This window comes from Paenibacillus sp. cl6col, assembly GCF_900102125.1.
Classification (GTDB): Bacteria; Bacillota; Bacilli; order Paenibacillales; family Paenibacillaceae; genus Paenibacillus_B; species Paenibacillus_B suaedae.
In genome coordinates this window covers 444,435-468,241 of sequence record NZ_FNAZ01000004.1, presented here as the reverse complement: position 1 = coordinate 468,241, position 23,807 = coordinate 444,435, and the positions used below count along the sequence as shown (strand labels likewise).

Annotated in this window: 18 protein-coding genes; 6 read left to right on the top strand and 12 right to left on the bottom strand. The window is 49.6% G+C overall.

Annotated features, from left to right (window positions below; all coding sequences use genetic code 11):
- Positions 1–218: 218 nt before the first annotated feature.
- The 6 genes from BLS15_RS13900 to BLS15_RS13875 form a co-directional block, all read right to left on the bottom strand.
- Positions 219–647 carry a PaaI family thioesterase gene (locus BLS15_RS13900; RefSeq protein WP_021252281.1) on the bottom strand — a complete coding sequence of 143 codons (429 nt, stop codon included), beginning with the start codon at positions 645–647 and terminating at the stop codon, positions 219–221.
- A 97-nt stretch (positions 648–744) separates the two neighbouring features.
- Positions 745–2,424: a long-chain-fatty-acid--CoA ligase gene (locus BLS15_RS13895; RefSeq protein ID WP_021252282.1), complete on the bottom strand. Its 1,680-nt coding sequence runs from the start codon at positions 2,422–2,424 to the stop codon at positions 745–747.
- 37 nt (positions 2,425–2,461) lie between these two features.
- Entirely contained in the window at positions 2,462–4,240 is a 1,779-nt protein-coding gene (locus BLS15_RS13890) for an acyl-CoA dehydrogenase family protein (protein ID WP_036590154.1), read from the bottom strand.
- Positions 4,241–4,349: 109 nt separating this feature from the next.
- A complete protein-coding gene (locus tag BLS15_RS13885) occupies positions 4,350–5,531 on the bottom strand; it encodes an acetyl-CoA C-acyltransferase (RefSeq protein ID WP_028533638.1) in 1,182 nt (393 codons plus the stop codon).
- A 34-nt stretch (positions 5,532–5,565) separates the two neighbouring features.
- Positions 5,566–7,962 (bottom strand): 3-hydroxyacyl-CoA dehydrogenase/enoyl-CoA hydratase family protein, encoded by a 2,397-nt coding sequence (locus tag BLS15_RS13880; protein ID WP_028533637.1) that lies wholly within the window; start codon positions 7,960–7,962, stop codon positions 5,566–5,568.
- A gap of 425 nt (positions 7,963–8,387) precedes the next feature.
- Complete coding sequence (locus tag BLS15_RS13875) at positions 8,388–10,562, bottom strand: heterodisulfide reductase-related iron-sulfur binding cluster (RefSeq protein ID WP_028533636.1); 2,175 nt, start codon at positions 10,560–10,562, stop codon at positions 8,388–8,390.
- Between the two features lie 209 nt (positions 10,563–10,771).
- On the opposite strand from BLS15_RS13875, the gene BLS15_RS13870 reads away from it, so the two are divergent.
- From BLS15_RS13870 to BLS15_RS13860, 3 genes are all read left to right on the top strand, one after another.
- On the top strand, positions 10,772–11,356 hold the full coding sequence (locus BLS15_RS13870) for a TetR/AcrR family transcriptional regulator (RefSeq protein WP_028533635.1): 585 nt from the start codon (positions 10,772–10,774) through the stop codon (positions 11,354–11,356).
- A 268-nt stretch (positions 11,357–11,624) separates the two neighbouring features.
- Positions 11,625–12,383 (top strand): electron transfer flavoprotein subunit beta/FixA family protein, encoded by a 759-nt coding sequence (locus BLS15_RS13865; RefSeq protein WP_090512067.1) that lies wholly within the window; start codon positions 11,625–11,627, stop codon positions 12,381–12,383.
- Positions 12,384–12,439: 56 nt separating this feature from the next.
- Positions 12,440–13,420: an electron transfer flavoprotein subunit alpha/FixB family protein gene (locus tag BLS15_RS13860; RefSeq protein ID WP_090512062.1), complete on the top strand. Its 981-nt coding sequence runs from the start codon at positions 12,440–12,442 to the stop codon at positions 13,418–13,420.
- 231 nt (positions 13,421–13,651) lie between these two features.
- Here BLS15_RS13860 and BLS15_RS13855 read toward each other — a convergent pair whose 3' ends face one another.
- Positions 13,652–13,975: a hypothetical protein gene (locus BLS15_RS13855; RefSeq protein WP_021256091.1), complete on the bottom strand. Its 324-nt coding sequence runs from the start codon at positions 13,973–13,975 to the stop codon at positions 13,652–13,654.
- Between the two features lie 271 nt (positions 13,976–14,246).
- Between BLS15_RS13855 and BLS15_RS13850 the strand changes: the two genes are divergently transcribed.
- The 3 genes from BLS15_RS13850 (at position 14,247) to BLS15_RS13840 (ending at position 17,708) form a co-directional block, all read left to right on the top strand.
- Positions 14,247–15,320, top strand: coding sequence for a hypothetical protein (locus BLS15_RS13850; protein WP_021256092.1), 1,074 nt, complete (start codon positions 14,247–14,249; stop codon positions 15,318–15,320).
- A 297-nt stretch (positions 15,321–15,617) separates the two neighbouring features.
- Complete coding sequence (locus BLS15_RS29005; RefSeq protein WP_090512057.1) at positions 15,618–16,604, top strand: hypothetical protein; 987 nt, start codon at positions 15,618–15,620, stop codon at positions 16,602–16,604.
- A gap of 30 nt (positions 16,605–16,634) precedes the next feature.
- Entirely contained in the window at positions 16,635–17,708 is a 1,074-nt protein-coding gene (locus BLS15_RS13840; RefSeq protein ID WP_090512053.1) for a hypothetical protein, read from the top strand.
- Between the two features lie 187 nt (positions 17,709–17,895).
- On the opposite strand, the gene BLS15_RS13835 is transcribed toward BLS15_RS13840, so the two are convergent.
- The 5 genes from BLS15_RS13835 to BLS15_RS13815 all read right to left on the bottom strand — a co-directional run bounded on the left by BLS15_RS13835 (position 17,896) and on the right by BLS15_RS13815 (position 23,684).
- The gene (locus BLS15_RS13835; protein WP_175460763.1) at positions 17,896–18,747 is read right to left on the bottom strand and encodes an SGNH/GDSL hydrolase family protein; all 852 of its coding nucleotides are present in this window, start codon (positions 18,745–18,747) and stop codon (positions 17,896–17,898) included.
- Positions 18,748–18,823: 76 nt separating this feature from the next.
- Positions 18,824–20,191: a nucleotide sugar dehydrogenase gene (locus tag BLS15_RS13830; protein WP_036667638.1), complete on the bottom strand. Its 1,368-nt coding sequence runs from the start codon at positions 20,189–20,191 to the stop codon at positions 18,824–18,826.
- A 45-nt stretch (positions 20,192–20,236) separates the two neighbouring features.
- Positions 20,237–21,043 carry a response regulator gene (locus BLS15_RS13825; RefSeq protein ID WP_021256097.1) on the bottom strand — a complete coding sequence of 269 codons (807 nt, stop codon included), beginning with the start codon at positions 21,041–21,043 and terminating at the stop codon, positions 20,237–20,239.
- A gap of 27 nt (positions 21,044–21,070) precedes the next feature.
- A complete protein-coding gene (locus BLS15_RS13820) occupies positions 21,071–22,459 on the bottom strand; it encodes a glycosyltransferase family 2 protein (RefSeq protein ID WP_028533629.1) in 1,389 nt (462 codons plus the stop codon).
- A 31-nt stretch (positions 22,460–22,490) separates the two neighbouring features.
- Entirely contained in the window at positions 22,491–23,684 is a 1,194-nt protein-coding gene (locus BLS15_RS13815; protein ID WP_021256099.1) for a HEAT repeat domain-containing protein, read from the bottom strand.
- Between the last annotated feature and the right edge of the window lie 123 nt (positions 23,685–23,807).

Genomic DNA, 23,807 nt, shown 5'->3' with positions numbered 1-23,807 from the left:
CTGCCTGATAGGCATTCTCTCCTTCTAGCATAACCTTACTAACCTACACTTAATCGAACTAGGCTAAGAGATATTCGTAGTTGCGGATGTACCGAGTGCCGTCTCTCCTCATCACTAAATTTGCGCCAACACTCCTAACCTTCTTAACAATGCAAAAACCCCTGACCGATTGGTACAGGGGCTTGCTTTATGAAGTTACCGTTACCTATTACATGGTGTTATATCACCCGGAATGTCGCCAGCGCAAGGGAACCGAGCTTGCCATCTGCATCCGTTACTCGTCCTGTGCACGTAATTGAACGGCGCGTTTCATGCACGATTTCCGCCGTAACTCGAATTTCTCCGGTATGCAGCGGCGCAACGAAGTTGACGTTCAAGTTGGACGTAACGGTATGTTCATCAGGACGAGCCAGCATCGTAGCCAATCCCATAGCGTTATCCAATAGGGAGGACAGTACCCCTCCATGAACGATGCCAATGACGTTCAAATGATGGGGTTCAGCATCAAGTTTCAGAACGACATGCCCCGGCTCTGCCGTAATCGTCTCGCAGCCAAGGTAATCCCAGAAGGTTCCCTTCGCTTGCGCATACAATTGATCAAGTCGCTCACTGGCAATAGCTACTGGGGATGCGGCCTGTTCTGCCATAAAAATCTCCGCCTCCGATCGCTTTCGTATTCAACCTTATGCCTGCTAGTGGTTCTACTGCTTTTCGCTTAATTGCTTATTCGCCTTTTTTGCTTCTTTACTTTTTCACCAGTAATTCTTCCTCTTCCAGAAGCATGCGGCGCAGCACCTTGCCTGCAATCGTCTTCGGCAGCTCACTGCGAAATTCGTATTGGCGCGGTACCTTGAAGGAGGCCATCCGCTCGCGGCACCAGACATTTAACTCCTCTTGGGTCACATGGGTACCTGTGCGAGTCACAATATATGCCTTGACTGTCTCTCCTCGGTAGGAGTCGGGCACACCGACGACGACGGCTTCCTTCACGCAAGGATGCTCGTACAGCACTTCCTCCACTTCCCGCGGATAAATATTGAACCCGCCGGCAATGATCAAATCTTTTTTTCGATCAATAATGGAGAAAAAGCCATCCTCATCCTGCCTGCCCAGATCCCCTGTATACAGCCAGCCATCCCGAAGCGCTGTTACGGTCTCCTCCGGCTTGTTCCAATACCCCTTCATTACTTGTGGTCCGCGGACAACTAGTTCCCCTACCTCGCCCTGTGGCAGCTCTTCTCCCGTGTAGGAATCAACAATCTTCGCCTCCGTATCGGGGAATGGAATGCCAATAGAGCCGTTTTTGCGCTTGCCCCAGAGCAGGTTCGCATGCGTAATCGGCGATGCTTCCGTCAAGCCGTACCCTTCGATAAGCACGCAGCCTGTTATCGCCTCGAACTTCTCCTGCACCTCAAGCGGCAGCGAAGCTGCACCGCTAATGCACGTGTGGATGGAAGATAGGTCATAACGATCCGTGTCAGGATGATTAATGAGCGAAATGTACATCGTCGGTGCCCCTGGGAACACGGTCGGGCGCAGCTTATGAATAATGCGCAGCATCTCAGTGGGCTCGAATTTCGGCACAAGCACGTTCATCCCCCGGCATAACGTACACAGATTCATCAAAATGGTCATTCCAAACACATGGAAAAATGGAAGCGCTCCCAAGAAGATTTCTTCTCCGCGCTTTACCTTATAGAACCATGCAGCCGATTGCATCGTATTGGCAACCAAGTTCTGATGAGTCAGCATCACCCCTTTTGGGGTGCTTGTCGTCCCTCCCGTATACTGCAGCAATGCCAGATCATGTTCTCCATCCACCTCGGCGCACATAAATCTTGGCGGTACGCTTTTGAGCAGCGGTACGAAGGCATGAACATGATCGTTATAGGTGATCCCTGCCGCCTGAACATTTTTCTTCATTTTAAAGGCAAACAGCACGTTTTTCGGAAAGGGCAAGTAATCCTTAATTGAGGTTATGATCGCGTGCCGAAGCGGTGTGCGTGCCTGAGCGGCACGCACACGCGGATATAATACATCAAGAGTTATGATCGCAGCCGCACCGGAATCGGCTAGCTGGATCGCCAGCTCCCGCTCCTTATAAAGCGGATTCGTCAGTACAGCTATGCAACCAGCCATTAACGTACCGTAATACGCAATAACGGTCTGTGGACAGTTGGGCAGCATAATTGCCACTCGTTCTTGCCTGCCAATCCCAAGCCGCACAAGCGCGTTTGCGAATCGGCAGCATTCTTCAAGCAGCCGCTCATAGCTCAGCTGCTTCCCCATGAATTCGAGCGCAGGCCGTGTCGGATATTCCTGGGCTGCATCAATGAGGAATTGGGCGACATTTTGTCGCGGGTAATCATACGTCGGGTCAATTTCCTGCGGGTAATGACGGAGCCATGGCTTCTCCAATGGCATGCCTAACCATCCCTTCCTCGCGGGGAGCTCCCGCGTATTACGAGACCACGTATTTTTCCGCTTGAATCACGCGTTCCGCTATCTCACGCTTGATGCCAACGCCGTCAATCGGCGTGCTCTTCGCCAGCTTCTTCAGAATGGACAGCTGCGTGCGCAAGACATCGCCTGACTCCATTGCCGCCAGCGTTTCCTTGGCTGTTCGTTCAATATCAGCGAATGCCTCATGCATGTATACGGTTGTCATCTGCATCGCAAGTTTTGCTTTCGCTTCGCCGGACTTCGCCATCAGCTTGCGAGTGCGCAGCAGCGTGCTTTCCATTGCATATACAGCAATCATTAAATCAGCAAGGTTGCTCAAGATTTCCTGATGCTGCTCAAGCGATGTACCGTATTTCTGAGCCGCCAATCCACCAAGCATAAGGAATATCTTCTTGGCCATCTGAACGAGATGTTCCTCCTGCTCCATCGCTCCACCTGATTCCGGCCTGGATACGATAGACATCAGATCGGCTTGGAGCGCCTTCGCCTTCTGCAGGAGCGGCAATTCTCCCTTGGCGGCCCTCTTAAGCAGCGTTCCTGGGATAAGCAATCTATTGATTTCATTCGTTCCTTCGAAAATGCGGTTAATGCGGGAGTCACGGTAGATGCGCTCAATTTTATACTCCTGCGTAAAGCCGTAGCCGCCGTGAATTTGTACGCCTTCATCGGCTACAAAATCAAGCACCTCTGAAGCGAACACTTTATTAATGGAGCATTCAAGCGCATATTCAGCAATTGCCTTGGCCATTAACTGCCCCGAATCCGGCTGCTTGTAATCGATGTCCTTCAGCACATTGTCCACCAAGCCAGAAGTCCGATACACCATCGACTCCGTTACATAAGTACGGATGTTCATATCCGCCAGCTTATTGCCGATCAGAGAGAATTCTGTAAGCGCCTTGCCGAACTGTTTGCGTTCGCCAGCATATTTCACGCTCAGCTCGATCGCTTCCTTCGCTGCTCCGAGACATCCCGCGCCCAGCTTGAAACGGCCGATGTTCAAAATATTGAACGCAATGACATGTCCGCGGCCTACCTCTCCAAGCACATTCTCCACTGGAACCTTGACGTCCTCGAAGAAGAGCGGACAAGTGGAAGAACTCTTGATGCCCATCTTCTTCTCTTCCGGCCCAACCGTGAAGCCTTCCATTCCCTTCTCAACAATGAATGCCGTGAAGTCCTTGCCGTCTACCTTCGCATATACGATAAAAATATCCGCGAAGCCTGCATTTGTAATAAAAATTTTAGAGCCATTCAGCACGTAATGACTACCATCCTCAGACAGCTTCGCTGTCGACTTCGCACTAAGCGCGTCTGATCCGGATGACGGCTCCGTCAAGCAATAAGCAGCGATTTTAGCGCCTGTCGCCAGGTCAGGCAAGTACTTGGCCTTCTGCTCCGGTGAGCCGAAGAACACGATCGGCAGTGTTCCGATACCCACATGCGCGCCAACCGAGAGCGCAAAGCCAGATGCTTTGGTCAGCGTTTCGCCGATCAGCGTAGAGCTGACCTTGTCGAGCTCAAGACCACCGTATTCCTCTGGAATATCTGCGCCAAGCAGCCCGATTTCCCCGGCCTTGCGCATCAGCTTAACCGTCAAATCGTAATTCAATTTTTCCAATTCTTCGTCGTGCGGCAGCACTTCTCCTTCTACGAAATCACGAGTTGTATCCACCATCATGCGCTGTTCTTCGGTGAAGTCCTCCGGAGTAACAATCGCATCGGGAGTGATGTCATCAATGACAAAGCTTCCGCCTTTGATTTTCAGTTCCAACATGGTCATGGTAATCTTCTTCCTTTCGAAGTGGATTAAGAATGGATAAATGGCTTTGAATCATTTGATCAATCTGAGCAACAATGCAAGGCAATAAGTCTACGCACAGCGTTTAAGCAAACACTTCGAACACTCCGGCAGCTCCCATTCCACCACCAATGCACATGGATACGACACCATAGCCGCCACCACGGCGGCGAAGCTCATGCAAGAGTGTTGCCGTCAGCTTCGAGCCGGTGCAGCCAAGCGGATGGCCGAGCGCAATCGCGCCGCCATTCACATTCACCTTGCTCTCATCCAGCCCTAAGTGGCGAATGATATGCAGGCATTGCGAGGCGAATGCTTCATTCAGCTCAAACAGATCGACCTGATCCTGCGTAATACCGGCCTTGCACAGCGCCTTCGGAATCGCTTCTACAGGTCCGACGCCCATAATGTCAGGCGCGACGCCAGCCAACGCGAAGCTGCGGAAGGCCGCAAGCGGCTTCAATCCAAGCTCCTTCGCTCTATCGGCGCTCATCAGTACACAGGCTGCCGCGCCGTCATTCATCGGCGAGCTATTGCCTGCCGTGACGCTGCCGCCCACGGAGAACGAAGGCTTCAGCTTCGCAAGCACTTCTTCTGTCGTGTCCGGCCGAACGCATTCATCCATATCGAATGTCAGTTCTTTTTCCCAAGGCCGTCCATTGCTGTCGACCCCTCTCTGTACCGTTGAGACAGGTACAATCTCATCACGGAATTTGCCTTCGGCGATGGCTGCCGCAGCCTTGCGATGACTGTTAGCAGCGAATTGATCCTGATCCTCACGGCTAATGCCGAATCGCTTCGCAACATTTTCCGCAGTGTATCCCATGCCCATGTATACTTCCGGCATTTCTGAGATCAGCTTCGGATGCGGTGCAAGCTTGAAGCCGGTCATTGGCACCGCGCTCATGCTCTCTACTCCGCCGGCAACAATCGTGTCCGCAGAGCCGGCCATAATCCGTTCTGCAGCAAATGCGATCGATTGCAGGCCAGAAGCACAAAACCGGTTAACCGTAACCGCAGGCACCTCCTGCGGATAACCTGCATACAACGACAAGATTCGTGCCATGTTCAAGCCTTGCTCGCCTTCCGGCATTGCGCAGCCGAGTATGACGTCCTCAATATCCGATTTGTTCAAGCCTGGTGCGCGTCGAACAACTTCCTCCAGTACCGTTCTCCCCAGATCCTCAGCTCTCGTCTGCGCGAGACTCCCCTTCTTCGCCCGGCCAACCGGCGTACGCGCTATAGATACAATGACAGCTTCTTTCATTGCGATCTCCCCTCATTCCTAATTTGGAAGGATATTAATTGCGCAGCGGCTTGCCCTTGGAGAGCATGTGCTGCATGCGCGCCTGCGTCTTCGGTTCGCCGCACAGGCTTAAGAAAGCTTCACGTTCCAGATCGAGCATGTATTGCTCGCTCACCAAGCTGTTCGCCGGTACGTTGCCGCCCGCAAGCACATGCGCCAGCTTATTGGCAATCAGTCGGTCATGATCTGAAATATAGCCGCCGAGGTGCATCGTATAGGCTGCCAGCTGTAGTACGGATTTGCCAGGTTCACCAACGACACGGATGCGCTCCTCTTCTCTCGGCGCATATCCGACCCGATCCATTTCCAGCACGGCCATCTTCGCCTCATGTATACGGCGATCCGGGTTGATAACGACGGAGTCGTTAGACCCCATATAGCCGAGCCGCTTCGTGTCATGTCCACTTGTCGATACCTTCGCCATAGCAATTGTTTCGAAATAGCTGTTGATGTACGATTGCAGGTCTGGATTCGTTTGGCCGACGATTTGGCTTGAGCGCAAGGCCATCTCTTTACAGCCGCCGCCCGCTGGAATCAAGCCAACGCCCGTTTCGACCAATCCGAAGTACGTTTCCGCAGAGAAAATGATTTTGTCTGCCGGCAGGCACGCTTCTACCCCACCACCAAGCGTCATTTGATGCGGCGCAGCTACAACAGGCTTCTCCAGTCTCTTCAGCGTCAGCATCGTAGTCTGAAACTGGCGGATGATAAGATCAATTTCATCCCATTCCTCTTCCTGAGCCTCCATTAGAAGCAGCATGACATTGGCGCCCACGCAGAAATGACGCCCTTCATTTGCCACAACGAGTCCGCGGTAATTACGGCGAACTTCCTCCACGCTTTTCTGAATCATGGTCAAAATATCCGCACCGATGGCATTGTTCGGCGAATGGAATTCCAGACAAGCTACGCCGTCCCCGATGTCAATCAAGCTAGCACCCGGGTTAGATAGCACGACCTTGTTCTGCTGCTTGAGCAGCTTGAGCGAAATATGCTCCGCTGCCGACTCCAGCTCAGTCCACTCCCCGCCATGAACGTAAAATTGTTGTGCCTCCCGCTTCTCATAGAAGTGAGTATGTCCTTCAGCAATCCACGCGCGTACCCAATCTGGCAGCACGTCGCCCTCTGCCTCCATACGTTTGGCAGCCGACACCAAGCCGATCGCGTCCCATACTTCGAACGGCCCGAGTTCCCAATTGAAGCCCCATTTCATCGCATTGTCGATATCGACAATCGAATCGGCGATTTCGCCCAGCTTGTGCCCCGAATAGAGCAGCACCGGCTTCAGCGTATTCCATGCCAGTTCGGAATAACGATCCTTTGTACCGAGCAGCGCCTTGATTTTATTCGCTGCGCCCTTGGCAGACTTTGACGCTTCCAAGGAGGCGGAAGAAATTTTGCGTACCGGCTCGTAGTCCATCGTGTCAAAGCGCAGCGCCTGTATGACCTTCCCAGAGTCGGTCTTTACCTTCTTATAGAAGCCCTGGCCCTGTTTCTCACCTATCCAGCCTAAGTCAACCATCCGGGTAAGAACATCCGGCGCGCTGAATACATCTTTCTCTACTGTCGCTGCTGTCTGGTCATGCACATTCGCTGCTACATGCACGAACGTGTCCAGTCCAACCAGATCAAGTGTACGGAACGTTGCGCTCTTCGGGCGACCAAGCGCAGGTCCAGTGACAGCATCTACTTCCTCGACCGTGTACCCAAGCTCCATCATATTTCGCAATGTAATAAGCAGTCCGAATGTACCGATTCGGTTGGCGATAAAGTTCGGCGTGTCCTTGGCTACAACGACGCCTTTGCCGAGGCGACGTTCACAGAACTCATGCATGTAGGACACAATTTCCGGATCTGTCGTCTCTCCTGGAATAATTTCAAGCAGCTTCATATAACGTGGAGGATTGAAAAAATGAGTGCCTAAAAAGTGCTTTTTAAATGACTCTCCGCACGAAGCAACCATGTCGTTGATGGATATGCCCGACGTATTCGATGTTACGATCGTTCCCGGCTTCCATACCCCTTCGATTCGCTTCAGCAGGTCGCGCTTCACATCCAGTCTCTCGACGACGACCTCAATAATCCAATCCACGTCTGCAAGCTTCGACAGATCATCTTCGAGATTGCCCGGTGTAATTCTGCCCGCGAACTCTTCACTATAAAGCGGTGCCGGCTTCGTCTTCTTCAGGCGCGCAATCGCATCCGAAGCTAAACGATTGCGTACTGCTGGATGCTCCAGTGTGAGTCCTTTCTTGGATTCAGCTTCTGTAAGCTGGTTCGGCACAAGGTCGAGCAGCAGGCAGCGAATGCCTGCACCCGCCAAGTGGGCGGCAATAGCCGCACCCATTACGCCAGAGCCGATAACGGCGGCGCATTGAATCGGTTGAACCATATGCGAGTTCCCTCCCAATTTGTAATGGTCTGTGTCACATGATGAGAACAACAAGAACGACTTCAAGACTTTAATAGATATGAAATTGTTGGCTGATGACGATACTCTGAGATGTTCCCTGCTTCAGAAGTGCTGGGTGCACTTCGTAAGATGTTCCTGCTTCAGGACTTGTAAGTGTGTAGTTCGTGAGGTGTGTATTGCTTGAAATGTGTACTTCTGAGATGTGCAATGCTCCGCTGCGGTTCAGATCGCTGCTTGATGTTAAGCTGCTCTTGAGGGTACATATCTGAACTTTGCTTGTTGCTGTGGTTGCAGATTCTATAGAAGATTGATATATGGAGTAGTTCATTGATGGCGAGAGAATGAGGTTATTGACCATTGTTCAAAAAATACAATCATTTCTTGTGGTTATACTGAAGGCTGTCTTATGAAACCGTCATCGGCTGCTTGTCATCCAATTTAACCGCCCCGAACACAGCTAATTCCAAAATTTCAGCGATGTCGCGCGTCTGAACGGATTCCTCGGCTTCAAGCAGTTTCGTGCCGTCCTCCATCATCGTGAGGCAGTACGGGCATGCCGATGAAATTACGGTCGGCTTTGTGGCCAGTGCTTGCTCAGTGCGCGCCAGATTGACACGCTTGCCTGCAGTCTCTTCCATCCACATCATGCCGCCGCCAGCTCCGCAGCACATGCCATTCTCACGGCTTCGCTCTATTTCAAGCAGGGTTACGCCGCGTATCGCGCGCAGGATATTGCGCGGTTGTTCATAAACGCCATTATAGCGTCCAAGATAACAGGAGTCGTGGTACGTAATTCGTTCCTCCACCTCATACTGTGGAACAAGACTTCCCGCACGAATCAGTTCATCAAGCAGCTCGCTGTGATGGAGTACTTCGGCTTCCAGCCCAAACTCGGGATACTCATTCTTTAACGTGTTGTACGTATGGGGACAAGCCGTAACAATTTTGCGTACATTATATTTTTGGAAAGTGACGATGTTCTCCTCGCATAGCTGCTGGAACAAAAATTCATTGCCCATGCGCCGCGGAGTATCGCCCGAATTCTTCTCTTCATTGCCGAGTATGGCAAAGTTCACGCCGGCTTCATTCATCAGGCGCACAAGCGCCCGGGTCACCTTCCGGCTGCGATTATCATAAGAGCCCATGGAGCCGACGAACAGCAGGATATCAAACTCCGGATTCTCCTTCACGGTTGGTACATGGAGCACACCTTCAGGATCAACTTCCTTCACCCATTTCACACGATCACTGCGGCTAATGCCCCACGGATTGCTCTGACGCTCAATGTTCTGCAGCGCCCGCTGCCCATCATGCGGCATGCTCCCTTGCGTCAGCACCAGATAACGGCGCATATCGACGATTTTGTCGACATGTTCATTGCCGACCGGACATTGATCCTCACAGTTGCGGCAGGTCGTGCATGCCCATATTTCAGCCTCGGACATCACATCGCCGATAAGCTCAAGTTGCTCTGGGGGGTGTTGTGCAATTTGCCAAGTGGCTGCCTGCGCCTGCATCGTCGAAGCAATGTCGGTTATCCCCTGTCCATGCCACTTTCCAAGCTCGGCCCCCTCTGGATTCATGCTGTGAGTACCCGTTGATTTGAATGCAAAGGCAGGAGTCCATGGTGAACGAGAGGTAATAGCCGCTCCTTTCTCTGTCAGGTGATCGCGCAGCTTGACGATCATATGCATGGGCGACAGCCATTTCCCTGTACTGGCAGCCGGACATACATTCGTACAGCGCCCGCATTCGACGCATGCGTACAGATCCACTAGCTGCTTCTGTGTAAAATCCTCCACTTTGCCCACACCGAACGATTCGGCTTCCTCATCTTCCAAGTCAAGCTTGCTCAACCGCCCGACAGGCTCTGTGCGCCGAAGCAGCAGGTTGACGGGAGCCGACAGTAGATGGAAATGCTTGCTCTGCGGCACATAGACAAGAAACGCAAGCAAAATCAACAAGTGCGCCCACCAGAATGCGATATAGAGCGCCTCAGCCACCCCGTGGGATATGCCGGTAAAAATACCTGCTATAAGGGAAGAAATCGGCGCGTATCCCGATGCCCCTTCTCCTTCAGCTAACCGATGGAATCCCATCGTCAATAAGACAGACAACATCAAAGCGTAAATAAAGAAGACGACAATCGATGGCTTCCAGCCCCGCTTCAGCCTTCCTAGTTTCTCCCCGTATCTGCGATAGGCAGCATACCCCATGGCAATGAGTATCAACGTCACGGTTGCTTCCTGCAGCAGCTCGAATGCCTCGTACCCGGGAATGGGCAGCGGTTTGCCCGACAATCCTTTATAAATAATATCCAGTGCGCCAACTTGTAAAATGATGAAACCATAGAAGATGACAATATGCATCAGGCCGCTTTTCTTATCCTTCAGCAGTTTCGTCTGCCCGAACACTTGGGCGGCAAATGCATGCAAATTGTGCTTCACCCGTCCGCTCCAATTTACCGGCTGTCCGAGTTTGACATACAAGAACCGGTGATAGACCGCTTTGGCAAACCAATAAACGCCGAGTCCCGTAACGGCCAAAAATAGGACAAGCTGCACAATCGCTCCCGGCATCGGAACCATCCCCTTTCTCAGTATTGCAAATGAATGAATTACCTACAGGAAGCGTTTTCATCCCCTTGTCACCATGTGCCTTTCTACTGCCTTAACCCAGATCTATATCCAATGATTGACAATGATCTCAGTTCTAATTTATGATAGCAGCAGAAACTGAATGAGCATTCATTCATTTGTATTCCATATTCTAGCACCGAGGTGATTCCATGACAAGTCAGAAAAAAGAAAAATATTCCCAAATTCTCGAAGCAGCGGTCAAAGTCTTTGCAGAACACGGGTTTCACCGCTCGCAAGTTTCCAAAATTGCAAAAACTGCCGGAGTTGCTGACGGCACGATCTATCTATACTTCAAACGAAAGGAGGATATCCTGATTTCCTTATTTCAGGAGAAGCTTGGAGAGCTTATCGCTAAGTTTCATGCAAGCCTCGAAGAAACGACCGGGGCCAAGGAAGCATTGCGTAATGTATGCAAAATCCATTTTGCCGAGTTTGAGAGCAATCCGGATTTGGCGTTCGTCACGCAAATCGAGCTGAGACAAAGCTCCCTTGAGCTTCGCAAGGAAATCGGAAAAATTATAAAACCCTATATTGTACTGATTGAACGAATCTTATTGCAGGGCATTGAAGAAAAGGTATTCCGTGACGATATTGACGTCAAGCTTACCCGTCTACTCATATTCGGTTCTATGGATGAAGTCGTGACGTCGTGGCTCATTTCCGGGCAGAAGTATTCTCTGGTCGGACAGCTGGATGGCACGATCACTTTTTTCCTAAAGGGACTCGAGCCTTAGCTCTCCCCTTCTAATTTCCCGATTACACCCTGTTCTTAAGGTCAGGTTCTTATTTATTCTTGTTCTACCAAGACCCATCTTGGATATATGATCATGTCTCATCTTGGATTCACTATCACGTTATCGCCATATAGGAAATGGATACCGACGTTGTAATCCCCCTTCTCAGAGCTGTACTCCTACCCAATCTCCTGCATGGCAGTCCACTTGTTCTGCAAGTCCGCTTTAGATATTTTGAAACTAAATAAAGCGAAAGGGGCAATGAACGATGAATATCATCGTATTAGTCAAGCAGACATTCGATACGGAGGAAAAGATCATCACCGAAGGAGGCAAAATTGCAGAAGACGGAGTCAAATTCGTCCTTAATCCTTATGATGAGTATGCAGTTGAGCAAGCGATTCGCATTCGCGACGACCAAGGCGGCAAGGTTATCGTCGTCTCCGCAGGACCCGAGCGTACATCTGAGACGCTGCGAACAGCACTTGCCATGGGCGCTGACGAAGCCGTGCTGCTCAACGATGAGCGAATCGGCAGCGATGAGCATGCCGTTGCGCATGCCTTGCACGCATTTGTCGGAACAGAATCTTACGATCTTATTCTTGGCGGCAACTTCTCGGTCGACAACGGTTCCGGCCAAGTGGCCGTTAGACTTGCGAAGCTGCTTGGCATTCCGCATGTATCGTCGATTACGAAGCTTGAAATCGCGGATGGCCGTGCCGTCTGCTCCCGGGATGCCGAAGGAGACACAGAAGTAGTAGAGGTGCCTCTTCCAGCCCTATTCACCGCCCAGCAAGGTCTGAATGAACCGCGCTATCCTTCTCTGCAAGGCATTATGAAGGCGAAGAAGAAGCCTTTCCGTGAGCTTACGCTCGACGACTTCGGTGTATCGGTTGAAGCACGTACAGCTCAAGCGGAGCTATTCCTGCCTCCGCAGCGCCAAGCCGGCAAGCTGCTCGCCGGGGAACCAGCCGCTCAAGTCCAAGAGTTGTTCCGACTGCTGCGGACGGAAGCTAAGGTCGTATAGTTCTGCATCGAATGCAACGAATCCGGTAAGTTCATATTCCAAGGAGGCGTATTGATATGTCCAGAACGATTCTTGTCGTAGCCGAAGCGAAGGGTGGAAGTCTTCGCCAGGTGTCCTATGAAGCGATTGGGGCAGCCCGCACAGCCGCAGGCAATGGAGGCATTGTAGCCGCTGTGATCATCGGTGCGGATGCAACCCGCTATTCCAGCGACTTGGCGGCCTACGGCGTCGATCATATTTATACTGTGGAGCATACTGCACTCATTCATTATCATCCGGAGGCTTATTTTGCCGCGCTGCAAGCCGTTGTGCAAGCAGCCAACCCGGATGGCGTATTTTTCGGCCATACTGCTTGGGGCAAAGACTTGGCACCGCAGTTGGCTGCTTCCCTGCATAGCGGCCAAATTTCCGATATCATCGCAATTGAAGTGGACAGCAGCGGCGAGGTATTATTCACGCGCCCGATCTTTGCAGGCAAGGCCATGGAGAAGAAGAAGTTCCTTGCTGCACCATGGATCGTAACCATACGCCCGAACAACATTCAGCCTCCGGCAGCAGAAGCTGGCCGAACAGTGCCTGTAACGGCTATTGCTTACCCTGAACCGCCGCTATCCGCTGTTATTCGCGAGGTCGTGCAAAATACGGTTGGCAAAATGGATTTGAGTGAAGCGAAAATCATTATATCTGGAGGACGAGGCGTCCGCAGCGCCGAGGGATTCAAACCGCTTGAGGAGCTCGCCTCTCTACTTGGCGGTGCTGTTGGCGCTTCCCGCGGTGCCTGCGATGCGGGTTATTGCGACTACGCCCTGCAAATCGGACAGACGGGCAAGGTCGTCACGCCGGAGCTGTATATCGCCTGCGGCATTAGCGGCGCCATTCAGCATCTGGCGGGAATGAGCCAATCGCGCGTCATTATCGCGATCAACAAAGATCCGGAAGCGCCAATCTTCCAGATTGCCGATTACGGCATCGTGGGCGACCTGTTCGAAATCGTGCCGCTCCTGACTGAGCAATTGAAACAGGCGCTGCAAGCATAGCATAAAAACGGTAAGGCAGGGCATTCCGGTTGCTTAAGACGATCGGGGTGCTCTTTTTTTCGCAAAACACCCAATTCACCCCCGGGCTCCCAGTTTCGTAGGATTGTTCAGTTATTTCAACATTAACTGCCTATAGGAACCGTCTACAAACGTCCATCACTGTATGCGAAGACGCAGCCAAATACAAAGAAGCCCCCATACCTCTCGGCATGTAGGGCTTCTACTGAACAATTATTTGCGATTTGGATCTCCGAAAAACATTTCATGCGCTAATGCAGTCTGAATACGTGATTCATCCTCATTCAGCTTGCGTATTAACTCCATCTCCACCTCGGTTACTTCATCCCCTTGGAAATTGATTTCCGCGATCGAAGCAACAATCTTTACGATAGCTACGGCCACATTATCTGGTGTATAGGCAATCACCTTCTGCCCTGTCGGAAACACTCGAAAGCCCTGCTTCGTCATTTTGCCCCGTCCATATTCCAGCAGCTCATACAGCTCCTGCTCCGTCTTAAATTTGCATACCGAATTAAACTCAGTCTGAAATCCCATGTTATCCGCTCCTTTGCCTGTAAAAAGTGTACCTATATTGAATCACGGCAAGGTGGAGACTGGCAACCGCCTTCTGACTGTCAACATGATAGGCAATCACGCTCTCGGTAGAAATGATGTCACAAATGAGAGAGTTGATATTGTTATATTTATACACCTTCATTTCTGATTTTTTCCTTAAATTATATTCAGAATCTATTAAGTTGAATCTTAATTATCCAATGTTAGCATGGAAATATATCTCATATATTCATAAATAGGAGGAAATGAAATGAATATCAAAAAAGCAATTCTAGCATCCCTGATCGTATCTAGTATGCTGGTCACCGTAGTCGGCCCGGTTCCTGTCGAAGCCGCGGCTGCACAAGAGCAGAAGCAGCCGGAGAAGATGAAGGTTCAGATTGACAAGAAGATGGCCGACAAGCTGAAAAAAGCAATAAAGGAATTGGCCGGAAAAGAAATCAAGCTGCAGGATGCTGTCGAGACTTACAAGGGTTTTGTTGGAAGTGTAATCGTTCGATCTGTGGATGGGAAATACTCGATTAGCTTCAATCCGAAAACAGGGGTTATAGGGGATGGATCTGCAAATATCTCGATCGATGAAGTCAGTAAAGAGGATCGGAATAAAGTCCTTCAAAGATTAAAAGAGTTGTATCCAAACAAAACCTATGTGCTGAGTAATGAAGTGGAAATGCGTCGACGATATGACGACAAACAGGGTAAATTTGTAGATACGAACTATTTTTTCACAGAGGAAGACTTCTATATCTCGCTCTATAAACCAGGTGCCGGGTCTGATGCAAAAGATCAACTGAATGGGTACTCGATTACAGTTGATGCCAAAGAACTTGATCCAAAATGGACAAAAGCAGCAGCAGAATTAGTGAAAACAGCGTTCAATCATGAATTGAAAGAAGTGACGGAAGCAACACTCCGTGATGGTAATTTTGACTATGAAAAGGTGCTGGCCATACCGATGTGGGTATTGCAAGGAGACGGTGTTTACATTCAAATTGATACAAAGTCGGGGAAGGCGATAGAAGTCATTCACAAATCGCGTCTAAAGGAAAAGGTAACGACCGACAAGGAGATTACGGCAAAAGATGCAAAAGAAGTGATTGCTCCACTGGCCCAAAAGGTGCTGGGTGTCGATATTAGCGGATGTGAAGTGGAATGGGATAACAGACTGAAAGAGTACCGCTTCCACAATGACTATATGGATAAAAAGGACAGAAAGGTAGTCGCAACGAAGCTGAGAGCTGCATTGGATGCTGACAAAAACGCAGTGTATCTGGTGGGTGGAACAAGCGCGATACACGGTTCGAATGAGACGATGGAGAAGTAGACGTTACAACCTTTTTACCTTACACCGTAAACGAACGAGCCTGATGGATACACATCCACAGGCTCGTTCGTTTACGGTATTACAAGGGGCGCCTGCAATTCGCGCTGCATCTAGTCAAGCGCATCACGAACCGTAGTTTTTTCATCAAGCATATCAGCCATATAGGTTTGAGAAAACTGACAAAATAATAGAGATGATGTCACAAATGAGTGGATTGATATTGTTATATACTGTATGCGATAGTAGGCGATACAACAGTGGTACACAATGAGAATATGAAACATAGGAGGATTTTGTATGAATTTGAAGAAAGTCATTCTAGCATCCCTGATCGTTTCTAGTATGTTGGCCACATTGGCCGGCCCAATTCCTGCCGGAGCGGAGGCAGCGCAAGAAAATCAGCAAGAGCAGCAATCCGATAATAAGAAGGTTCCCATCGATAAGAAGTTGGCTCCCAAGCTGCAAAAAGCGGTAAATCAATATGCGGGGAAAGAGGTTAAGCTTAAGGATACCGGTGAACATATCAATAACAATGAGAGTTTGGTCACGGTTCAATCTGCAGATGGAAATTACGGTGTTGGCTTTGATCCCAAAAGCGGAAATATATGGTTTGTTTCCAACAAGACGACAATCGACAAAGTCGACAAAAAATTTCAAGACGAAGCTTTAAAAGAGTTAAAGAACGCCTATTCAAAGAAGAAATACGTATTTAACAAAGACGTTACACAGTCACGATCCTACGATAATAGTAAGGGCAAATTTGGAGATTATATGTTTTATGAGTTTTCCGGGAAGGATTTTACTGTTTCAGTAAATGCTAATATTTCAGAAGGTTATGTCATCCCCGTTGCGAGAATCGATATTGACAAAAAAGAACTTGATCTGAATTTGCTGAAATCGGCAACGGAAGCGATCAAAACGGCGTTCGATCATCAATTCGACGTGACGAAGGCGCAGATTGAGCAACGTACGTGGGTGCTTGAGGACGACAAAGTGACGGTTTACATGGAGAAGGGGAAAGCAATCAGCCTGATCAATAAACAAGGCAATCAGGTCACGACGAACAAAGAGATGACCGAAAAAGAAGCCAAAGAAGCGGTCGCCCCGCTCGCGAAGAAATTATTCAATATCGACATTACGGGATATGAAGTGAAATGGGACAGCTTATTTAAAGATTACCGCTTCATCGAAAAAAATGATGTTACGGCGGTGAGAGCGGCATTGGATGCCGAGAAAAACGTCGTGTATATAAAGTCCGGGAGCAGAGCGGCCGCAGGGAATTAAAAACACAAACAGATGCATAGGAGGATGATCATGTTTATGAAAAAAGCTATCATAGCAACATTGGTCGTATCCGGCATGCTAGCCTCATTGGGAGGACCGATTCCTGTCGAAGCTGCGGCTGCACAAGAGCAGAAGCAACCGGAGAAGGTGAAGGTTCAGATCGACAAGAAGATGGCTGACAAGCTGAAAAAAGCAATGAAGGAATTGGCCGGAAAAGAAGTCAAGATGCAGGATGTTGGCGAGAGCTACTCCGGTTCGGTTGGGAGTGCAACAGTCCGATCTGTAGATGACAAATATTCCATTGACTTCAATCCGAAAACTGGTGGAATATGGTGGGGTTTTGCAAAAATCTCAATCGATGAAGTCAGTAAAGAGGATCAGAATAAAGTCCTTCAAAGATTAAAAGAGCTGTATCCAAACAAAACCTATATGCTGACTAATGAAGTAAAAATGCAACGACGATATGATGACAAGCAGGGTAAATTTGTAGATACGAACTATTTTTTCACAGAGGAAGACTTCTATATCTCGCTCTATAAACCAGGTGCCGGGTCTGATGCAAAAGATCAACTCAATGGGTTCTCGATTAAAGTTGATGCCAAAGAACTTGATCCAAAATGGACAAAAGCAGCAGCAGAATTAGTGAAAACAGCGTTCAATCACGAATTGAAAGAAGTGACGGAGGCAACACTCAGACATGGTAATTTTGACTATGAAAAAGTGCTTGCCATACCGATGTGGATATTGCAAGGTGACGGTGTTTACGTTGAAATAGACACAAAGTCGGGAAAGGCAATAGAAGTCATTCACAAATCGCGTCTAAATGAAAAGGTAACGACCGACAAGGAGATTACGGCAAAAGTTGCAAAAGAAGTGATTGCTCCGCTGGCTCAAAAGGTGCTGGGTGTCGATATTAGCGGATGTGAAGTGGAGTGGGATAACGGACGGAAAGAGTACCGCTTCCACAATGACTACACGGACAAAAAGGACGGAAAGGTAGTCACAACGAAGCTGAGAGCTGCATTGGATGCTGACAAAAACGCAGTGTATCTGGTGGGTGGAACAAGCGCGATACACGGTTCGATGGAGACGATAGTGAAGTAGACGTTACAGCTTTTCCACCTTACGCAGCAACGAGCCTGTGGATGCACATCCACAGGCTCGTTACGTTTTCGATAATATGAAGGTTCTATCCCCCCTCATGGAACTTCTCGCAAGAGAAGGGGTTGATTGCGCCGGAGGATATCTTCCCGAAGGCCGACGTTTGTTGAACCGCGAAGCAGCTCTCTCTTTACTTCACTCGGTCATACCACACGCGCAAGTGATGAACCGCTGCTCCTGCGAAGGAGGAATGGCTTGCACCGAGCTCCTTCACATCACGCAGTTGCTCCTCGAAATAATCAAGCGGCTTGCCGTGGAAGGACAAGTAGCCTCCTTCATTGGTCTTGCCCAGTTCAAGACCAATGACAATCGGCTTGCCAAGCTTGTCCGCCTGCGAGAGCAGATTCTTGGACGATTCATAGATCGAATCCGAGTTGTCCCGATATGCCATAATCGTCAAGGAGTCGAATTGCTCCAGCATCCAGCTGCTTACCTTGCCGTTCCCAGTCGGCATATCCAGGCGCGGCAGCCAGAAGGGAACATCCGCAGCCATGTACAGGCCTGCCTCCCGCCCTTCCTCCAGCCAGATCTTCATGTTGTCAACCCAGCTGTGGACGAGGCTTGCTTCATCCTGCTTCCATTCTGGCAATAAATAAGGCTCTACATCCAGATGAACACCAGCAAATCGCTCGCCTTCTGCGGCCTGCTGATTATAATCACTCACCCACCGAATGAATGACTTCCCTTCCTCCTCATGCCGTTCCTTCGCCCATTCCGGCGCACCGTTCAAGGCATGAACGTCAATCCCGGCTTCGTGCGCCTTCCGAATAAATTCACGGTAGGTGGCCTGCTCTACTCTGTCACTTATCTGCAAATAGACGAGATTCACGCCATTCGTCCGGCAGAACGAGACGATATCCTCCCCCGAATCGCGAATCCATTCCGTATCCCACAACCATGTTGCCTTTGTCCGATCCGTATCCGCAGATCGAAGCGAGAATAGGACTGCGACACAGCAGCATAGCAGTAGCGTAATTAACACCCCCCGTGAACCTCGAGAGAATCGTAGAAATCTCCCTATCCTACTATCCCGAGGACGCATGGGATTCGTACCCGATTTAGACAAGAACCGCCTCTTCTACTTCTACATCTCGTACGCTTTCTTGTTCGGTATAACCGAGCTTGTGAATGTTCGGGCGATGAATGCCCTTGAATGCATTGCGCGTATCCAATATCGGGATATTCAAATCCGCGAGCTGTTCGTAATCGAACGATTGATGGTTCGTAATCAGCACCATGCAGTCATATGTCTGGAACGCCGGCAAATCATAATCGATCGTATGCACCGTCTTGCCAGCTTTGTTCTTGAAGTGTGTCGCATGCGGATCAAAATAATCGATCTGAGCACCGCTCGCCTTAAACAGCTCATAGATTTCAAGACCCGGGGATTCTCGCAAATCGTCGATGTTTGGCTTGTAGGCCATACCCAGAATCAATATTTTCGAGTTTTTAATCGACTTAGAGCTTTGATTCAAAATTCGTGATGTCTTCTCCATGACATGGTATGGCATATTGGCATTGGTAGCTTGTGCGATATCGATAAACTTGCTATAGAAACGATACCCCTTCGCTTTCCAAGACAGGTACATGGGGTCAAGCGGAATGCAGTGGCCGCCGATACCTGGTCCCGGATAGAAAGGCATGAATCCGAACGGCTTCGTCGCTGCAGCATCGATGACCTCCCAGATGTCGATGCACATCCGGTCGCACATCATCGCCATCTCATTAATGAAGGCGATGTTGACACTGCGGAACGTATTTTCCAACAGCTTCGACATTTCTGCTACCTTCGTCGAAGTGACGGGAACGACGCTCTCTACGATATTGTCGTACAGTGCTGCTCCCAGCTTGAGGCAAGTTGGTGTCGTCCCGCCAATGACCTTCGGTGTGTTGAATGTATTGAACTTCGGATTGGACGGATCCACGCGCTCCGGTGAGAAGCAGAGGAAGAAATCCTCTCCTGCTTGGTAACCCAAGGAGGCTTCAATTTCATGTTGAATCAGCTCTTCTGTCGTGCCTGGATACGTTGTACTCTCGAGCGTAATCAACAGGCCTTTCCGCATATATTTCTTAATTTGTTCCACAACACGCGTAATGTAGGATGTATCTGGATCTTGATTCTCGCTAAGTGGAGTCGGCACGCAAATGCTGACCGCATTAAGCAATTGAATATGACTGAAGTCAGTCGTCACGAACAACCGGCCTGTGTTCATGCACTGCGTCAACGTCTCATCGCTGATATCCTTAATATAGGAATGTCCGTTATGGATACTCTCGATCTTGCGTGAATCAACATCAATTCCGACGACCTGAAAGCCCTGCTTGCACATCTCAATGGCAAGCGGCAGACCGACATAGCCTAACCCGATGACTCCGATTACAGAAGTTTTGTGTTCGATTGCATGTTCTAAATTGGCAGCATACATGTTCACAGTTGTTCACCCTTCCATCCACTAGATAATTGTGTATAGTTATGACAAACAGCGACTAAGCCGTTCATCAAGTTCTACCGGCGAGAATGGCTTCGTAATATAGTCGCTAACGCCCTGCTCGAAGCAGTAATCAATCGTCTTTCCTACCCGTTGCTCGGACAGAATCACGATTTTCGGCTGCTTCTCCAAATTCATCTTCTGAATTTGCGAAATGAACGGCAGACCATTAATCCCATATAAATTCAGCTCCGTTAAGATTAAATCGAATTGACCTGCATGAATAACATCGAGCGCTGTCAAGGCATCTTCAGCCTCGTGCACCTCATACCCCTGCGAAGTTAGCCAAATGTTCAGGAACTCTCTTACGCTAGCATCGTGATCCACGACTAGAATGCGCTTCGCTCCTTCGAGCTGAAGGTGATCATGGAGAACCCGAATATGGGAGGAATCTGCAGCCGGCCAGTCGTTCCAACGACCGAGAATAATATCCTCTGCCTCCTGTGAATCTGCCACTGCGGCAACCGCACATACGATTGGCGTCCCTGCCAACCGCTCTTCTACCACGCTCTTCAGCATGAGTGCGTAATAGTGCGTCTGATCCAGAGTAACGCGCGGCAGCATAACCGCAATTACATTCTGATCTGTGGCATTCATCAGCTCAAATGGAATTTGCTCTCTATCCAGCGTTGACCTGAGCTCAGCCTCCCACGTACGTCCAAGCGGCTTCGCATGGATAAAGATAATGCCTACGCTATGTCCGGGATAACTCATCACCAGATGATTCACCGTTTGCTTGAAAGTCGGTACAAATTCGAACTCTGCATTTCGTTCCATTACTTGAAGCATGTGCAGTCTCCACCTTCCCTGCGCCGTTTAGGCGGTTTTCGTTTGTTCTCCTTCTTCACTCCAACTCTGACGCGTCATGGCTCCCCATGAATTGTTGTTCTGGAAAAATTGAATATGCCCTTGAATGCGCCATAGGCTGCCAAGCTGCCGATAACCGAAGAACATCAGCACACTGAATGCAAGCATTCGCACGAGATCGCTAATGCGCGGATAGCGCTTGAACGCAATCTCCTCCAGCAGAAGCGAGCCTACAGCTAGCAATAAACCCGATAAGAAGTTAATGAGCATAAATACCAGCACAATTTCCCAATGTGTCATGTCATACAGCGCATAACCGATTAAGGACATCAATCCCGTTACTTTGAAATAAGGATTAAGTGCTTCGAATATAATCGTATACGGCAGTGACAACAGACCGAACACCTTGTACTTCGGACGGAACGTCATATCGTAGTTCTCGATCATATTCTTCAAGTTCCCTCGCCCCCAACGCTTACGCTGGTTGGACAGAATATGGTACGTATCCGGCGCCTGCGTCCAGCATACTGCCTCCGGACAGAAGGCAATTTTGTAAGGCAGTTTATTTTCCAGCATATAGCGATGAAGTTTAATAATGATGTTCATGTCCTCGCCTGGATAGCCATCGCGATATCCACCGACCTTAATGACATAGTCCTTGCGGAACAACCCGAATGCCCCCGACACAATAATCAGTCCATTAATCGCACTCCAGCCGATTCGACCGCCGAGGAACGCCTTTAAGTACTCCAGCGTTTGGAACATCGGCCACCATTTCTTCGGCAAGCGCACTTCCTTCACCGTTCCATTCTCAATCGAACAACCGTTAGCGATGCGTACATTGCCTCCGATCGCCACATATCGCTCTGGATCGGACATATACATGGTTGTCATTTGAATTAAGGAATCCTTCTCCAGTAGCGAATCCGCATCAATGGACGAGATAAGCGGGTAATGCGAGAAATTAATGCCTGCATTTAAGGAATCCGCCTTCCCCCCGTTCGCCTTATCAATGACATAGAGGAATGGATATTCTGGATTATGATAGACAGCATTGATCTTGGTACAATTCACGGCATACCGAATGGACAAGTTATCCATGCGATATAGGGCGAACTCCTCGATCAACACGTTCAAAGTCTCATCCTTGGAGCCGTCATTGATGACGATAACCTCATAGGTTGGATAATTCAGCGTCATTAATGACTTTACATTTTCGATAATCGTCAGCTCTTCATTGTAGGATGGTACCAACAGCGAGACCGGCGGGACATGCTCTGAACCCGCTATCGTCCCGCTTAGTGCGTAACGTTTTCGGCGAACGATCGAGAAAATGCTTTTGAACGAGAAGAGCATGATGCCGAAGTAAATACTATTGACGACGATCACATAGTACATGGCGAATAAGCCGTACATGAGAAGCAGGTCTCTAAGCAGAATAATCGCCTCCTACGCTTCGAAATATCGGTGCTGTCGCAGCCTTGCCGAAATACTGCTCATATAAGAGCCGCTTCGTTGCTTGGCTAGACACGTGTTTCCGCCGATTCGTATTGTAATGCTCGCGCAGAAGCTCCTCTTGAATACGGTCTTTGGCCATATCCGACTTGTAAGGATCATCTCTCTCAAGCGCTGCTTCACACAGCGCACGAAAGCCCTCATCCCCCATCGTAGCCAAGCTCTTCGAGCTGTAATACCGAACCCACCAATTAGAATCCGTCAATGCTTCCTTCAAGATGACAATGCTGGCAGTATGGTTGTACGTGCTGAGCGACTCTGCAACAGCCGCCCGCACTTCCCACTCAGGATCCTTGAACCAACTGCACAATGTCTCCTTCGTCAGCACATTGCCGGTGCGCACCAGCAGCTTAATCGCTAAGGAGCGTATATCCTTGTCTTTGTTGTCAGCAAGCTTGAACAACGCAGGCGTAAGTTCTGCACCAGCATGCCCGCGCAGCGCCAGCAGAGCTGTCTTCACCAGACGATTATTGCTATCCGCTAAGCATCCAACAAGAAGTGGTGTCACGTCTAACGTTGATTCCTCCAATATCTCTGCAGCAAACAGCTCATTGTGCTGCTCACGGCTCGCCAGCTCATCCAGCATTACCCCCAGAGATGCCGTATCGTCCGCGCATTTCGCAACAGCTCGGGCAATAACTCGAATCAGCTCTGCCGACTTCTCCTGCTTAAGCAGTTCCAGCAGCTGCGGAACCGCCCTGGACGATCTCATTCCTCCCAAGCGGAAAGCCGCTTGCATCTGCTTCGCGTAGAACATGCTGTTCAGATTCTTCATATCCAATTGAACGAGCCCCATATCTTCGCACAGCTTCGTCAGCTTGTCCCGCTGAGTCCCACGGAATTTCTCGATCCATTCGATCAGCTTGTCTTGGATAACCCTAGCCTCCAATTGTGCAACTGCCCCCTTCGGCGGCTGGAAGGAACCCTCGTCACCGATATGACGCTGCAAATAGATAAAATAAGGTTTATATTTCTTCATGATCGCGTCCCGTTGCTGCATCAGCCGTATATTTCGGGCTTTCATGATGAGCAGTATCAATACGCCGAAGCCAATCAGGCCCAGACAGACGTAGATGAAAGACACAGCAAGGTCTAACTTTGTATACATGTAACGTGTGCCTCCTTTGTTCCATGAGAAGTGGCAGTTCTTCAAGCCCCTATCAATGTTGCTTTCAGCAAGGAACTTGCCGAACCGCTTTCGGAAGTCGCATGCCACCTATGGGTGGCCGCA